Source organism: Allobosea sp. Tri-44, assembly GCF_004123845.1.
In the GTDB taxonomy this organism is placed as follows: Bacteria; Pseudomonadota; Alphaproteobacteria; order Rhizobiales; family Beijerinckiaceae; genus Allobosea.
On the sequence record NZ_NBDP01000003.1, the window covers coordinates 503,828 to 518,663 of the forward strand.

Annotated in this window: 12 protein-coding genes; 7 read left to right on the top strand and 5 right to left on the bottom strand. The window is 63.8% G+C overall.

The features are described 5' to 3' along the window. Nucleotides 1-101 precede the first annotated feature (101 nt). On the bottom strand, nt 102-302 hold the full coding sequence (locus tag B6S44_RS02545; protein WP_129155180.1) for a hypothetical protein: 201 nt from the start codon (nt 300-302) through the stop codon (nt 102-104). 280 nt (nt 303-582) lie between these two features. Between B6S44_RS02545 and B6S44_RS02550 the strand changes: the two genes are divergently transcribed. Together B6S44_RS02550 and B6S44_RS02555 are read left to right on the top strand one after the other, a co-directional pair. Continuing rightward, entirely contained in the window at nt 583-909 is a 327-nt protein-coding gene (locus B6S44_RS02550; RefSeq protein WP_248309398.1) for a hypothetical protein, read from the top strand. 248 nt (nt 910-1,157) lie between these two features. Then, nucleotides 1,158-4,154 carry a thiol-disulfide oxidoreductase DCC family protein gene (locus tag B6S44_RS02555; RefSeq protein ID WP_129155181.1) on the top strand — a complete coding sequence of 999 codons (2,997 nt, stop codon included), beginning with the start codon at nt 1,158-1,160 and terminating at the stop codon, nt 4,152-4,154. Between the two features lie 449 nt (nt 4,155-4,603). On the opposite strand, the gene rpmG is transcribed toward B6S44_RS02555, so the two are convergent. The 4 genes from rpmG to rnr all read right to left on the bottom strand — a co-directional run bounded on the left by rpmG (nt 4,604) and on the right by rnr (nt 8,480). Further along, nucleotides 4,604-4,771 carry a 50S ribosomal protein L33 gene (gene rpmG / locus B6S44_RS02560; protein ID WP_091828458.1) on the bottom strand — a complete coding sequence of 56 codons (168 nt, stop codon included), beginning with the start codon at nt 4,769-4,771 and terminating at the stop codon, nt 4,604-4,606. Nucleotides 4,772-4,928: 157 nt separating this feature from the next. Then, the gene (locus tag B6S44_RS02565) at nt 4,929-5,663 is read right to left on the bottom strand and encodes an NUDIX hydrolase (RefSeq protein ID WP_129155182.1); all 735 of its coding nucleotides are present in this window, start codon (nt 5,661-5,663) and stop codon (nt 4,929-4,931) included. After that, nucleotides 5,660-6,103 carry a DUF983 domain-containing protein gene (locus B6S44_RS02570; protein ID WP_110489348.1) on the bottom strand — a complete coding sequence of 148 codons (444 nt, stop codon included), beginning with the start codon at nt 6,101-6,103 and terminating at the stop codon, nt 5,660-5,662. The genes B6S44_RS02565 and B6S44_RS02570 overlap by 4 nt, the downstream gene beginning before the upstream one ends. Before the next feature lie 25 nt (nt 6,104-6,128). Then, entirely contained in the window at nt 6,129-8,480 is a 2,352-nt protein-coding gene (gene rnr / locus B6S44_RS02575) for a ribonuclease R (protein WP_129155183.1), read from the bottom strand. 616 nt (nt 8,481-9,096) lie between these two features. Between rnr and urtA the strand changes: the two genes are divergently transcribed. The 5 genes from urtA (at nt 9,097) to urtE (ending at nt 14,739) form a co-directional block, all read left to right on the top strand. Further along, nucleotides 9,097-10,353 (top strand): urea ABC transporter substrate-binding protein, encoded by a 1,257-nt coding sequence (urtA, locus tag B6S44_RS02580; protein WP_465246083.1) that lies wholly within the window; start codon nt 9,097-9,099, stop codon nt 10,351-10,353. A gap of 118 nt (nt 10,354-10,471) precedes the next feature. Beyond that, nucleotides 10,472-12,076: an urea ABC transporter permease subunit UrtB gene (gene urtB / locus B6S44_RS02585; protein WP_129155185.1), complete on the top strand. Its 1,605-nt coding sequence runs from the start codon at nt 10,472-10,474 to the stop codon at nt 12,074-12,076. After that, nucleotides 12,073-13,212: an urea ABC transporter permease subunit UrtC gene (gene urtC, locus B6S44_RS02590; RefSeq protein ID WP_129155186.1), complete on the top strand. Its 1,140-nt coding sequence runs from the start codon at nt 12,073-12,075 to the stop codon at nt 13,210-13,212. The genes urtB and urtC overlap by 4 nt, the downstream gene beginning before the upstream one ends. A 5-nt stretch (nt 13,213-13,217) precedes the next feature. Beyond that, nucleotides 13,218-13,982 carry an urea ABC transporter ATP-binding protein UrtD gene (gene urtD / locus B6S44_RS02595; protein ID WP_129155187.1) on the top strand — a complete coding sequence of 255 codons (765 nt, stop codon included), beginning with the start codon at nt 13,218-13,220 and terminating at the stop codon, nt 13,980-13,982. A 61-nt stretch (nt 13,983-14,043) separates the two neighbouring features. Beyond that, on the top strand, nt 14,044-14,739 hold the full coding sequence (gene urtE, locus B6S44_RS02600) for an urea ABC transporter ATP-binding subunit UrtE (RefSeq protein ID WP_110489354.1): 696 nt from the start codon (nt 14,044-14,046) through the stop codon (nt 14,737-14,739). Nucleotides 14,740-14,836 lie beyond the last annotated feature (97 nt).

The window sequence follows — 14,836 nt, forward strand, 5'->3', positions numbered from 1 at the left end:
GGTTACCGCTGGGCTCGGCCGGTCGATGGCGGGATCCTGGCCTCCTCAGCCCCGTCGTCGGCCGGCCACCTCGTTCTCCGGTGGTATGGCTCGCAGCCTGATCAGCGCCGATAGCGCTCGATCAACTCGGGCAGCCAGTAGCCGAGCAGGCCAAAGCCAGCGAGCAGCAGCAACAGCAGCAGGGCGGCGCGCAGACGATGCGTCCACCGGCGCGACTCGTCGACCTCGACGATCAGGCGCAGGAAGCCGCGCAACAGCCCCGGGCGCGAATGCGGTTCTGCTGGATCAGGACGGCTGTTCAAGACGGTGCTCCTGCCGACACGGCGAGCGGTGCCGCGTCCGGATGACAGGGTAAAAGATCGAAGCATCCGACGCCAGCGACGTCGCAGCGGAACAGTGGACCGCTGATCGCGTTGAAGTCATCAGCTGTCGATCTCGGCAAATACTGGCCGAAGATTAGGCAGTCGAGTGACGTAAGGCCTCATTAACCGTCGTCGTCTCATGCTAATCTGACTACGATTCGCATGCCCCGCTATTCGGCTGCGAAGATGCTGGCCTGACATCCTCGCCAAGGAGCGACCCATGCGTATCATCGCATCGGCGCTCTGCCTCGCGCTGTTGCCGTGGGGCGGAGGGCCTGTCTACGCGCATAGTTGGTACCCGTATGATTGCTGCAGCGACCGGGATTGCTGGCCGATGGGCCTCGATGCCGATGCGAAAGAACCCGATCCACGCATCGTTCCGGGCGGGTATCTCACCCATGACGGACATTTCGTGCCGGAGCAGGCAACGCGCGTCTCGAAGGACGGGCGCTTCCACGTCTGCAGAAGCGGCGGAATGCTGACGGGCACGGTGATCGCGCCGTCGCAGCGGCCGTTCTGCCTGTTCGTGCCGAAGCCGGCGTTCTAGAGCTGAAGCCCGTACCAGATCGGCAGACTACCCTGGGACGCTTGAATCGGCGAGCGCCGGTTCTGCCGAAAACAGCGCTCCACGGGGCTCAGTTGGCCGATCCTGCACTGCTGCCTGGCGCGCCTCCAAACGCGCTGGCGAAATTTGAGGGCTGTAGACTGGTCGGCAATCAGCATGATTTATGGACCAGTCAACTTGGTATAGCTAGATATCGTTAAGCTGGTGCTGGCCGACAGGATGGCTGTGTTTTGAGCTACGCATTCTCAGATGGTAACCCGGTTCAAGAGCTGATCGTATTCCTAGCGGTGGTTATGCTGGGTATCTGCTTTATCAAACTTCTGCGCCGAAGTGGTGCGCCTGACGTGCGCCCGCTGATGGCTCTTGCCAGCTTTCTGCGAAGAAAGCGGGCGTTCCCAGAGCATGATTTTACTTCAGATTTTGCGATGGTGGATCTCGCTCGAATCGCGGTCGGGCTCTTGGCTACGATACGGTATGGCGAAATCTTCATCAGCGGCTGGATGGTTGGGAGCGCTTCAACCTTGGCGCTGGCCGGCATGATGGTGCTGATGGCGCTATGGGTGCTGTTCGGGTTCATGACGCCGCTTGCAGTCTTCCTGCTCATGTCGACGTCAAACATTCTCGTCGATAACCTGCTCGGTGCATCCACGCTCGGCACGATGGTCATGTCGATTGTCTTGCTCCTACTCCTGCTTGCACCGGCTGGACGGCGTATATCCGCGGATAGCTTACTCGTAACGAGGTACGGATTGCTTGCCAAGACTATCTCATTGCAATGGCGGATTACGGGTGATCCAAGCAATGAGCGTCTCCTCATTACAAAATTTGCTTCTCTTTTTGCGTATTACTGTGTGTGCATCTATTCGGTCACATGGCACCTGCACGACGAAGCCTGGCTCTCAGGCATGGTCATTGCCTGGGTTATGCTCTCCCCCTTTTCAAACCCGGATCTCTACGAGCAAGTATGGAGCCTGTATCAATTCAGCCCGTGGCTTGTCGTCAGCCTGAGCCGAATTTCGATCTATGGCATGTTTGCGTGGTACATCTTGGTCCTGCCGGGTTTGTTGATGGGCAGGCTGTTCCGCGCATTCGTGATCGGGTGGGGGCTCGCCTTTTTTCTGATCAGCACATTCGTGCTGCCGCTCAGATTCTTGGGCTGGTATGAGCTCGTTTTCTGGTTTGTGCTCTTCTTCCCTGCTCGATGGCTTGTCGGACGCAAACCGCTTTCGCTGGCTATTCTGTTCGACGACCGGTGTAATCTCTGCGACCGCACGGTGCGCTTCCTTGCGTGGATCGATATTTTTGGGCAATGCGAGTTTCGTCCCATCAGGCGCAATACGTCCTTTGCGGCTGAACACGGCGTGACTCTCGCCGAGGGTTTGACCGACCTTGTCGGCATCGATCTTCACAACGGCCGCCGCTACGACGGGTACGAACTTTATCTCACGCTGGTTTGGCGCCTGCCGCTGTTGTGGCCGGCCCTGATCCCATTTGAGCTTGGTCGGCGGCTGTGGATCGGTCCGTGGCTCTATCGCCTTGTTGCTGATCGCCGCATTGCCATGTTTGGCGTTTGCACCACATCGACAATCCCTGACCGCTTCACCGTTGCTCGCCAGTCACTTTCGACAGCTGATCAAGCCCGAACATGGCCCATTATGGTGTCGAGCATGCTGCTGGCATTGGCAGTGCTGTCGCTTGCTTTTCTTGTGCGGCTTCCGTTGACCGGGGCCGACGACAATCCGAGCTCTTTGTCGCGGCTCGCCCGAATGGCGATCGGTTCGGCCCCGTTGGGGTTTGGTGTCGGGAAGATTAACGTCTTCAACGAGGGTGATTTACGCCTGTTTCGTACAAGCATGTCGTTTCAATTCACAGATTCTGACAATCGAACTATCGATGTTCCAGACGATATAACCTCGATACACGCCTGGACTGACAGAGAATACTATCAGTCGGTCGCGTATTTGAGGGCGATGTCGAGAACAAATATCGGTTGTGATGCTTCGTATATTGCCAAATTGGGCGCCATATACAAAGAAACTGTATTTGCTGACGTAGCCGGATTCAACGCCGAGTTCGCGATTGTGTCGTTCACGCTCGATTCGTGGCCCAGTAAAGATGACCTTGCCAATTATAGGCCTGTAGCTGCTGACAAGAAATTGTTGTGCCGAAGCGTGTTAGAACTGCCGGAAGGTAACCTGCTGTCTCTCGAATTCGCTCAAGCGGGTTTGGACGAGGCATTGAAGAGGGCCAATCTACCGCGTGTCTTTTCCGCCTCCGGGATGCCGTTGGCGTTATCCTATCCGTGCCGGGCTGATACCGCCTGGATCAATACGGTGGTCGAGACGGATCGGCGCTTCGTTAGAAATCGGGCGCTGGTGGCTGCGGCGCTTGATCTCATACCGGAACGCTATGGCGAGTTCGAACTCGCTTGTGCTGCGCGCGTCCATGCCGTGGTGGAACGCGAGCCGCGCCTTGCTGACCTCACCGCATTACGTGGCAACCCTGCGAGCTGCAAAGCTGGTCTTGCGCTCCTGCGGGAGTTCCAACGCATCGATGCTGGACTGGGCAGTCTTAAGCCCGAGATCGACGCAACCCTCACTGCAGCGGAGGGAGCAGAGGCCGCAGGGAATTGGGCAACCTGCGTTGCGGCTGCCGCCACCGGACGCGCGCGCATGTGGGCAGCGATGCTGACCACGCAATTACCGACGGGTAATCTGTCACCTCCCGAAATGGCTCGGGCGGATTTAGACGAAGCATTGAAGAGGGCCAATCTCCCTCGTGTCTTTTCCGCTTCCGGGATGTCGTTGGCGTTATCCTATCCGTGCCGGGCTGATACCGCCTGGATCAACACAGTGGTCGAGACGGATCAGCGTTTCGTTACAAATCAGGCGCTGGTGGCTGCGGCGCTTGATCTCATACCGGAACGCTATGGCGAGTTCGAACTCGCTTGTGCTGCACGCGTCCTTGCCGTGGCGGAACGTGAGCCGCGGCTGACCGACCCAGCCGTATTGCTTGGCAACCCTGCGAGCTGCAAAGCTGGCCTTGCACTCCTGCGGGAGTTCCAAAGCATCGATGCTGGATTAGGCAAGCTTAAGCCTGAGATCGATGCAACCCTCACTGCAGCGGAGGGCGCCGAGGCCGCAGGAAACTGGTCGACATGCGTCGGAGCTGCCGCCACCGGACGCGCGCGCATGTGGGCAGCGATGCTGACCACACATTCGAACTGAACTCAGTTCTTGATCATACGCAACTTCGGCTGAACGCCAGGAGCTGCGTAGCGGGTCAACGCCGAGCCTGCGTAACGCCTGATCCGTTACATTGGCGCGCGAGCCTGCTGACCGGCTGCTCCTTCAAATGCTCAAGTATCGCCCGGCGCTTACGGCTACGAAAATCGCTCGGGTAGCCGTCTCTTTCGGGAGGGCGTGAAAGGGGGACAAGCGAATCGTCTCTATCTTGGCGGAAGCCAAGTGGGCGCCCGTCAGCGTGCGCCGCCCTGTCGGAGGAATTCGGGGACGCAATGGTGGCGCTTGTTACCGCTCATCCCAGGTGCCTCGCAAGGGGGCTATGTTTTGGCGATCGTCGCCAGACAGCCTTTATTCCCGGTGTGGCCCAAACGAAAAGGCCGCCCAGAGGGCGGCCTTTCGTCAACAAAGATCGAAAGTGAGGGGCGGAGCCCTTACTTGATCTTGGTTTCCTTGAACTCGACGTGCTTGCGCGCGACCGGGTCGTACTTCTTCTTCGACATCTTCTCGGTCATGGTGCGCGAGTTCTTCTTGGTCACGTAGAAGTACCCGGTGTCCGCGGTCGAGATGAGCTTGATCTTGATGGTCACGGCCTTGGCCATGGCGGAGCCCTCGATACAGATGGGGCCGCCGTCGGCCCGCGCAAAAAACAAAATGGCCGGGCGAGCCCGGCAATCCGATGGGCGGGGAATGCCGTATCGGCGGTGGCAAGTCAAGGAATATCGGGCGGGGGACCAGTTTTTCCGCCGCCCGGTGGTGTCAGAGCAACTCGCGTACGAAGCTGCCACGCTTCTCCCAATAGAACGGAACCGGCAGATGCTGGCCGAAACCAGCCTTCAGCCGCTCCTCGACCTCGGCGATGATCACCTTGGTGATGGTCGGCAGGTCGAGTTCGCGGGCTTCGTCGAAGGTGACGGAGACGAGGTCGACCAGCTCCGAATCGGGGCCGATCACGCCCTCGACCTTGCCGGCGACGGCGCGGGCATCGACGGCGAAGAAGCGGGTGTCGAAGCGCTTGGGCCGGCGCGGCGGGGTGATGGCGCGGGCGACGAAGGTGATGGCGCCGAGATCGGGGAAGACGCCCCTGGCGGCGAAGTCGGCCCAGACGCCGTCGGGTGGGTTCTCGGGTGCGCCGTAATCGGCGCTGCCGAAGAGCAGGCCGGTCTCCTCGAAGGTCTCGCGGATCGCAGCCAGAGCCAGCGCGCGGCCGCGTTGGACGCTCGGGCGCACGCAGCGGGCGAGCAGACGCTGCTCGCAGGGGCCGGCGAGGGCGCCGCTTGCGGCCATGCGGCGGTCGCCCGCCTCGATGCGCCCGCCCGGGAAGACGTATTTGCCCGGCATGAACTTGTGGCCGGCATGGCGCTTGCCCATCAGCACCCTGGGCTTTTTCCCCGAATGGTCGAGGATCAGCATGGTCGCGGCATCGCGCGGGCGCAGGTTGACTGCGGTGCGGGCCCGCTCGGCCTGGGTCAGGGTGATGGTGTGGTCGCTCATCGGCCGCCCACGGCCTTCATCGCCGGCTGGCGCTCGGGCTTGGGCATGGCGCCGCCGAAGCCGTGCATGCGCATCGCCCATTGCAGGCCGATGACCGCGCCTTTCGCCGGCTGCATCAGCGCCAGGCTGAGCAGCACGGTCAGCGGCAGCCAGACCCAGAGATGCAGCGCGATCGACCAGTTGCTGTACTTTTCAGCGAGCAGGATGCCGCCGACGACGACATGGCCGACGATGGTGATGACGATATAGGGCGGCAAATCGTCAGCACGCTGGTGGTGCAGGGTCTCGCCGCAGGCCTCGCAGGAATCGACCGGCTTCAGGAAGGCGCGGAAGAGCCGGCCCTCGCCGCAGTGCGGGCAGCGACCGAAGAGGCCGCGACGCATAGCCTGACGCCAGTCGCGAGCCTGGACCGGCTTGGGTTGGTGACAATGTATGGACATGGGATGTCTTCGTTAATGCAGGGCGTCAGCGCTTGCGGCCCGATCGTTTGGGCGGGGGGCGGCCCTGCTTTCGCCCCATAGGTAAAGGAGGCCGGGACTTTTTGCCAGAGCGGTCGGATGTCGCGGGTCTGCCCTCTGTGAGCAACTCGAATCGAAGCGCCCCTGCGACCGGCGCCGCCTCGACCAGTTTGACATGGACGCGGTCGCCGAGACGCCAGCTTTCGCCGGTGCGATCGCCGACCAGCGCATGGGCGCGCTCGTCATGGCGGTAATAGTCGGCGCCGAGCGTGGAGGCCGGGATGAAGCCGTCGGCGCCGGTGCCATCGAGCTTGACGAAGAGGCCGGCGCGGTTGAGGCCGGCGATGCGGCCGTCGAAGCTCGAGCCGATCTGATCGGCGAGGAAATGCGCGATCAAGCGATCGGTGGTCTCGCGCTCGGCCGCCATGGCGCGCCGCTCCGCTGCCGAGATCCGGGTCGCGACCTCGCGCAGCTCGCTAAGCGTCGTTGCTTTCGGCAGGCCGTCATTGCCGAGCTTGAGGGCTGCGACCAAGGCGCGATGCACGATCAGATCGGCGTAGCGGCGGATCGGCGAGGTGAAATGGGCATAGCGGCGCAGGTTCAGGCCGAAATGCCCGTAATTCTCGGCGACGTATTCGGCCTGTGCCTGGGTGCGCAGCACGACCTCGTTGAGCAGCAGCTCGTTCTCCGAGCCCTTGATCATGGCGAGGATGCGGTTGAACAGCACTGGCCGCAGCGCCGCGTCCTTCGGCAGCTTGATGCCGATCGAGGCCAGGACCTCGCCGAGCGCCCGCATCTTCTCGAGCGAGGGCTCGTCATGGCAGCGATAGATCAGATGGCTGCCCGCTTTCTCCAGCGTCTCGGCGGCGGCGACGTTGGCGAGGATCATGAACTCCTCGATCAGCCGATGCGCGGCCAGCCGCTCGGGCACGATCACGCGGGTGACCTTGCCATTGGCGTCGAGGACGAGCTTGCGCTCGGGCAGATCGAGATCGAGCGGCTGGCGGGCGTCGCGGGCGCGGGCGGCCGAGCCATAGGCGGCCCAGAGCGGCATCAGGATGCTGTCGCGGATCGGGGCGGCGGCGTCGTCCGGCTTGCCGTCGATCGCGGCTTGCGCCTGCTGGTAGGAAAGCTTGGCCGCCGAGCGCATCATGATGCGGTGGAAGCTGTGGCTCTTCTTAGAACCGTCGGCCTTGAGGATCAGGCGGACGGCAAGGGCAGGGCGGTCTTCGCCGCCGCGCAATGAGCAGAGATCGTTCGAGATGCGTTCGGGCAGCATCGGCACGACGCGATCGGGGAAATAGACCGAGTTGCCACGCTCCAGCGCCTCGCGATCGAGTGCCGAGCCGGGGCGCACGTAAGAGGCGACGTCGGCGATGGCGACGGTGACGATGTGGCCGCGGGGATTGTCGGGATCGTCGTCCGGCGCGGCATGGACCGCGTCGTCATGGTCCTTGGCGTCAGCCGGATCGATGGTGATCAGCGGCAAGGCGCGCCAGTCCTCGCGGCCGGCGAGGGTAGCTGGCTTGGCGGCTTCCGCCTCGGCGATCGTCGCCGGCTGGAATTCGTTCGGGATGCCGTGGGCGTGGATCGAGATCAGCGAGACCGCGCGCTCGGATTTCAGCGAGCCGAGCCGCTCGCGCACCCTGGCCTGCGGCGGGCCGAAACGGCTCTCCCGAGCGAAGGAGACCGAGACGAGATCGCCGTCCTCGGCGTTGCCGGTCTGGCCCTTCGGAATAATCGCCTCGCGCCCCTGCGCCTTCTTGTCGACGGGGATGAGCCGGCCGGAGCCATCGGGGAGGGCGCGGAAGATGCCGAGCACCTGCGCCTTGGCCTTGCCCATCACCTTGAGGGTGCGGCCGGACCATTGATAGCCCTCGACACCGCGCAGCTTCGTCAGCTTGAGCAGGACATGATCGCCCACGCCCGGGGCAGCCGCGGTCGCAGTCTTCGGCTGGCGGCGGGTGTCGCGCTGGCGTTCGAGCAGGATCTTCGGTGCCTCGCCCTGGTCGGCCTCGTTCCATTCGAGCGGAACGGCGATGAGATCGCCCTCGCGGTCGCGCGTCTTGATCTCGCAGAGCAGCACGGCGGGCAGGGCCGCATGCGGTTTGACCGGGCCGGCTCCGCCGTTCTCCTCCAGCTCGAGATCGCGCAGCAGGCGCTTCAGCCAGATCTTGCCGCCACCATCGAGCTGGAAGGCCTTGGCGATGTCGCGTCGGCCGGGCTCGCGGCCGGCGGAGCGTTCCTCCTCGATGAAGGCGAGGATGGCGTCGCGGGAGAGGTCGGAGTCAGGACGGGGCAAAGGCTCAGGCCTCGTCAGCAGCGGCTGGGCGCGAAGGACATCCACGAGTTCTGCCATGCCGCGACCGGGCGCGCCAGAACGGCCTGTGCAGAACTTCCGTCCGAAACGGAGAAGGGCCGCCCTTTCGGGCAGCCCTTCCATTGCCGAACCGCAGCCCCGGTAACAGGGCTAGGCGTCACGGAAACTCACGCGCAACCGAACCCCTCATGGGACGAGTCCAGGCCACGCGCCCCCCGCGACAGCGGTTGATGACAATGAGACACTGGATCACCTCCTTTCAGTTGTTACCGACAAGGAGGAGGCTAAGGTGATTCCAAGCATTGCGTAAACGGCAAAGATTCAGCTGCTCACAGGCCGCGTCACTGCAACAAAATCAGGCGCTAGGCTGGCTTCGGATGCGGTTGCCTATTTTGTAGGCGACCGATCTGCCCATTGGCTGGTCACTAATTGCCGCGACGCATGATCCTTGCGTGAGATCGGCCCCTCCCGGCAGGAAATCGCTCGCGAAACTGCCCTGAACACGCCTTGTTGCGGTGCCCCGATGGCTTTGAGCCAGGGTTGGCACGTCGCTTGCGAACTTCCCTGCCAGCTGGAACGGCAGCTGGCGCCGGCAACGGCGCGGTCAACAGGGACCTCAGGGGATATCGCAGTGAAACTCACTCGTCGCACGGTCATCGGCGCCGCCTTCGCAGGCGCCACGGTTCTCTCCTCGCTGCTGCCGGCGGCGGCGCAAGAGACCATCAAGGTCGGCATCCTGCACTCGCTCTCCGGCACGATGGCGATCTCGGAGACGACGTTGAAAGACGTCATGCTCATGCTCATCGAGGAGCAGAACAAGAAGGGCGGCGTGCTCGGCAAGAAGCTCGAGGCGGTCGTGGTCGATCCGGCTTCGAACTGGCCGCTCTTCGCCGAGAAGGCGCGCGAGCTGATCGTCAAGGACAAGGTCTCGGCCGTGTTCGGCTGCTGGACCTCGGTCTCGCGCAAGTCGGTGCTCCCGGTGTTCAAGGAGCTGAACTCGATCCTGTTCTACCCCGTCCAGTACGAGGGCGAGGAGAGCGAGCGCAACGTGTTCTATACCGGCGCCGCGCCGAACCAGCAGGCGATTCCCGCTGTCGACTACCTCGCCAAGGAGGAGAAGGTCGAGCGCTGGGTCCTGGCCGGCACCGACTACGTCTATCCGCGCACGACCAACAAGATCCTGGAGGCCTATCTTCTCGCCAAGGGCGTGAAGAAGGAGGACATCCTGATCAACTACACGCCGTTCGGCCATTCCGACTGGCAGACCATCGTTTCCGACATCAAGAAGTTCGGCACGGCCGGCAAGAAGACCGCCGTGGTCTCGACCATCAACGGCGACGCCAACGTGCCGTTCTACAAGGAGCTCGGCAACCAGGGCATCAAGGCGACCGACATCCCGGTCGTCGCCTTCTCGGTCGGCGAAGAAGAGCTCGCAGGCATCGACACCAAGCCGCTGCTCGGCCACCTCGCTGCCTGGAACTACTTCCAGTCGGTCAAGACGCCGGAGAACGAGGCCTTCATCAAGCAGTGGAAGGCCTACAAGAAGAACGAAAAGGCCGTCACCAATGACCCGATGGAAGCCCATGTCATCGGCTTCGCCATGTGGGTGAAGGCGGTCGAGAAGGCCAAGAGCTTCGATCCCGACAAGGTCATCGACGCGCTGCCCGGCATCGAGGCGCCGAACCTGACCGGCGGGGTCTCGAAGATGCTGCCGAACCACCATATCACCAAGCCGGTGCTGATCGGCGAGATCAAGGCCGATGGCCAGTTCGACGTCGTGTCGAAGACCGGCCTCGTCGCCGGCGACGCCTGGTCGAAGGAGCTCGACGGCTCCAAGGACCTGGTCGGCGACTGGGTCGAGAAGAAGTGCGGCAACTTCAACGTCAAGACCGGCAAGTGCGGCGGCGCCTGAGTTAAGAGGGGGAAGGGCGGCACGGTCGGAAAGCCCGGCCGCCCTTCGAATTGCCTGAGCATGCCGCCGGATCAGCCGGCGGCATGCAGGATTGCCGACCAGCCAATCGAAGCGAGCCATGCGGATCCTCTCCAGCCTCTTGCGCACGCTTGCGCTCGCGATGACGCTTGCGCTCATGCCGGCTCTCGCTTTTGCGCAGCAAGCCGCCGAAGACGCCTTCGCGCGCCTCAGCGCCGACAGCTTCTCGGACACGGCACGCGCCATCGACATCCTCGTCCAGAGCGCGCATCCGAACGCTGCGGTGATCATCGAGGCGCTCGCCGATGGCCGGCTGCTCGCCGGCGGCGGCGCGGTCGCGGTGAAGACGAAGGAAGGCGGCTTCCTTGACGCGCGGACCGGGCAGGCGCTTGCCGCCCAGCCGGCGGGCGCGAGCCCGGTCAGACTCAACAACAATGTGCGGCGCGTGATCCAGGGTGCGCTCGGCGGGCTCGGACTGATCAATCCCGATCCCGGCAAGCGCGTCGCGGCCGCCGAGGCGGTGTTCCGGGCGCGCGACGTCTCGGTGCTGCCGGTCCTGGAGGCCGCCATCGCCAAGGAAACCAATGACCGGGCGCGGCGCGCCCTGCGCGAGGCGCAGGCCGCCATCCTGATCGCCAAGACTGATGCCCCGCCCTTCGACCGGATCGCCGCCGTCGACGTACTGCGCGAGCGCGGCGACCAGGATGCGCTGGCGACGCTGCGCGCCTTGCCGGGCGACGCCTCGCCGGGTTTGAGAGAGGCCCAGGCGCGCGCCATTTCCGAGATCGAGGGCAAGCTCGCTCTGTGGCGGGCCGGCCAAAACCTCTGGTACGGGCTCTCGCTCGGCTCGGTGCTGCTGCTGGCCGCGATCGGTCTCGCCATCACCTTCGGCGTGATGGGCGTGATCAACATGGCCCATGGCGAGATGGTCATGCTCGGCGCCTACACCACCTTCATCGTCCAGGAGGTGATCCGGTCGCGCTTCCCCGGGCTGTTCGACTGGTCGCTGGCGATCGCGATTCCGGCCGCCTTCATCGTCGCCGGCGCGGTCGGCATCGCGATCGAGCGCGGCGTCATCCGCTTCCTCTATGGCCGGCCGCTGGAGACGCTGCTGGCCACCTGGGGCATCAGCCTGATCCTGCAACAGGCGGTGCGCACCGCGTTTGGCCCCACCAATCGCGAGGTCGGCGCGCCAGCCTTCATGTCCGGCGCCTTCGAGCTCGGCGGTCTCGCCATCACCTGGAACCGGCTCTGGATCATCGTCTTCGCGGCCCTCGTCTTCGCGGCGCTGCTGGCGATCCTCAAGCTGACGCCGATGGGCCTGCAGATGCGGGCCGTCACCCAGAACCGGCGCATGGCTTCGGCGATGGGCATCCGCACCGGCCGGATCGACGCGCTGACCTTCGGGCTCGGCTCGGGCGTCGCGGGGCTTGCCGGTGTCGCGCTCTCGCAGATCGACAATGTCAGCCCCAATCTCGGCCAGAGCTACATCATCGATAGCTTCATGGTCGTGGTCTTCGGCGGCGTCGGCAATCTCTGGGGCACGCTGATCAGCGCGATGAGCCTCGGCGTCGCTAACAAGCTGCTCGAACCCTATGCCGGCGCCGTGCTCGGCAAGATCGCGCTGCTGGTCTTCATCATCCTGTTCATCCAGAAGCGCCCGCGCGGACTGTTCGCGCTGAAGGGCCGGGCGGTGGAAGCATGATCACCCGCTTCCTGCTCTCGAACATGGACCGGCGCGGCTTCGTCTTCCTCGCGCTCATCGCCGCGATCGGCCTTTTGGTGCCGCTGGCGAACCTCTTGCTGCCGGCCGGCTCGCCCTTCCACGTCTCGACCGCGACCATGTCGCTCTGGGGCAAGTATCTTTGCTACGCGCTGCTCGCGATCTCGCTCGACCTGGTCTGGGGCTATTGCGGCATCCTCTCGCTCGGCCACGGCGCCTTCTTTGCGCTCGGCGGCTATGCGATGGGCATGTACCTGATGCGCCAGATCGGCTCGCGCGGCGTCTACGGCAATCCGGTGCTGCCCGATTTCATGGTCTTCCTGAACTGGGGGGAATTGCCCTGGTACTGGTACGGCTTCTCGTCGTTTCCGTTCGCGATGCTGATGGTGCTGGTGGTCCCTGGCCTGCTCGCCTTCGTCTTCGGCTGGTTCGCCTTCCGCTCGCGCGTCACCGGCGTCTATCTCTCGATCATCACCCAGGCGCTGACCTATGCGCTGCTGCTCGCCTTCTTCCGCAACGATATGGGTTTCGGCGGCAATAACGGCCTGACCGACTTCAAGGACATTCTCGGCTTCAATGTGCAGGCGCAGGGCACGCGCGCCGCGCTGTTCGCCATGACCTGCGTGATGCTGATCTCCGGCTTCCTGATCGCCCGCGGCATCGTCTCGTCGAAGCTCGGCAAGGTGGTGATCGCCATCCGTGACGCTGAATCGCGCACGCGCTTCCTCGGCTACCGGGTCGACCGCTTCAAGCTCTTCGTCTTCACCGTCTCGGCCTGCATGGCGGGCGTTGCCGGCGCGCTCTATGTGCCGCAGGTCGGCATCATCAATCCCAGCGAATTTGCCCCGGCGAACTCGATCGAGACCGTGATCTGGGTCGCGGTTGGCGGGCGCGGCTCGCTGGTCGGCGCGGCGCTCGGCGCCGTCGTGGTCAACTGGGCCAAGACGGTGTTCACCTCCGGCTTCATGGCGCCGTACTGGCTGTTCGCGCTCGGTGCGCTCTTCGTCTTCGTCACCCTGTTCATGCCCAAGGGCATTTTGGGCACTGCGCAGGGCTGGTGGGAGAGCCGCAAGCGGCCCGCGCCCGTGCCGGCGCCCGAACCGGCTCCGGCGGAGTAACTGATATGAATGCTCCTACACCCGGCGCGCTGACCTCCTCTCTCCTCTATCTCGACGGCGTCAGTGTTTCCTTCGACGGCTTCAAGGCGATCCGCGGCCTGTCGCTGACCATCGAGCCCGGCGAGATGCGCGCCATCATCGGCCCCAACGGCGCCGGCAAGACGACGATGATGGACATCATCACCGGCAAAACCCGGCCGGATGAGGGCACGGTGATGTTCGGCGGCTCGGTCGACCTGACGCGGCTCGACGAGGCGGCGATCGCCAATCTCGGCATCGGCCGCAAGTTCCAGAAGCCGACCGTGTTCGACTTCCACACGATCGAGGACAACATCCTGCTGGCGCTGAAATCGAAGCGGAGCGTGCTGAAGACGCTGTTCTGGCAGACCGAAAGCCAGCAGCAGAAGCGCATCGACGAGATCCTCGGCATCATCAAGCTCGCCGACAAGCGCGAGCGGCTCGCCGGCTCGCTCTCGCATGGCCAGAAGCAATGGCTCGAGATCGGCATGCTGCTGGCGCAGGATCCCAAGCTTCTCCTCGTCGACGAGCCGGCGGCCGGCATGACCGACGGCGAGACGGCGCAGACGGCGGTGCTGCTCAAGGAGATCGCAAGGGATCATTCCGTGATCGTTGTCGAGCACGACATGGGCTTCATCCGCGAACTCGGCGTGAAGGTGACGGTACTCCACGAGGGCTCGGTATTGGCCGAGGGGCCCCTCGATCAGGTTAGTGCCAATGAGCGAGTCGTCGAAGTCTATCTGGGGCGCTAAGCATGATGCGGAAACGTAAAAGCCGGTTTTCCGATCAGATCATGCGGCGGGACAACTGCTCATGCTGACTGTGGACGCCATCGATCTGCATTACGGCGCGGCGCAGGCACTGCGCCGTGTCTCGGTCAGCGCCGAGATCGGCAAGGTCACCTGTGTCATGGGCCGCAACGGCGTCGGCAAGACCTCGCTGATGCGCGCCATCGTCGGCCAGCAGCCGATCAGCGGCGGCAGAATCAGTTTTGGCGGGCAGGACATCTCTACCTTGCGCACCGAGGACAGGGCGCGCGCCGGCATCGGCTTCGTGCCGCAGGGCCGCGAGGTCTTCCCGCTGCTCAGCGTCAAGGAGAACCTGGAGACCGGCTTCGCGCCTTTGCCGCGCAAGGAGCGCTACATCCAGGACGAGCTCTTCAACCTATTCCCCGTGCTGAAGTCCATGCTGGGCCGGCGCGGCGGAGACCTCTCGGGCGGTCAGCAACAGCAACTCGCCATAGCGCGAGCGCTGGTCACCCGACCCAAATTGCTGGTTCTCGACGAGCCGACCGAGGGCATCCAGCCCTCGATCATCAAGGATATCGGCCGCGCCATCGACTATCTGCGCCAGCGCGGCGACATGGCGATCGTGCTGGTCGAGCAGTATTTCGACTTCGCCCGCGATCTCGCCGACACGATGTTCGTGATGGACCGCGGCGAGGTGGTACTGGCCGGGCCGATGGCGGAGCTCGACGGGGCGCAGGTTCAGAGGTTGATTCAGGTGTGAGAGCAGCTGCGCCGTCATGCTCGGGCTTGACCCGAGCATCTCAGGCCAGAGGGGACGCCTGATGGCGCCTTCTGGTCCTGAGATTCTCGGGTCTGCG

What these genes read in the sequence shown, in the direction of transcription:
- B6S44_RS02550 (WP_248309398.1), top strand. Translation starts at nt 583, where the DNA reads ATGCGTATCATCGCATCGGCGCTCTGCCTCGCGCTGTTGCCGTGGGGC.
- rpmG (WP_091828458.1), bottom strand. Translation starts at nt 4,771, where the DNA reads ATGGCCAAGGCCGTGACCATCAAGATCAAGCTCATCTCGACCGCGGAC.
- B6S44_RS02565 (WP_129155182.1), bottom strand. Translation starts at nt 5,663, where the DNA reads ATGAGCGACCACACCATCACCCTGACCCAGGCCGAGCGGGCCCGCACC.
- B6S44_RS02570 (WP_110489348.1), bottom strand. Translation starts at nt 6,103, where the DNA reads ATGTCCATACATTGTCACCAACCCAAGCCGGTCCAGGCTCGCGACTGG.
- rnr (WP_129155183.1), bottom strand. Translation starts at nt 8,480, where the DNA reads ATGGCAGAACTCGTGGATGTCCTTCGCGCCCAGCCGCTGCTGACGAGG.
- urtB (WP_129155185.1), top strand. Translation starts at nt 10,472, where the DNA reads ATGCGGATCCTCTCCAGCCTCTTGCGCACGCTTGCGCTCGCGATGACG.
- urtC (WP_129155186.1), top strand. Translation starts at nt 12,073, where the DNA reads ATGATCACCCGCTTCCTGCTCTCGAACATGGACCGGCGCGGCTTCGTC.
- urtD (WP_129155187.1), top strand. Translation starts at nt 13,218, where the DNA reads ATGAATGCTCCTACACCCGGCGCGCTGACCTCCTCTCTCCTCTATCTC.
- urtE (WP_110489354.1), top strand. Translation starts at nt 14,044, where the DNA reads ATGCTGACTGTGGACGCCATCGATCTGCATTACGGCGCGGCGCAGGCA.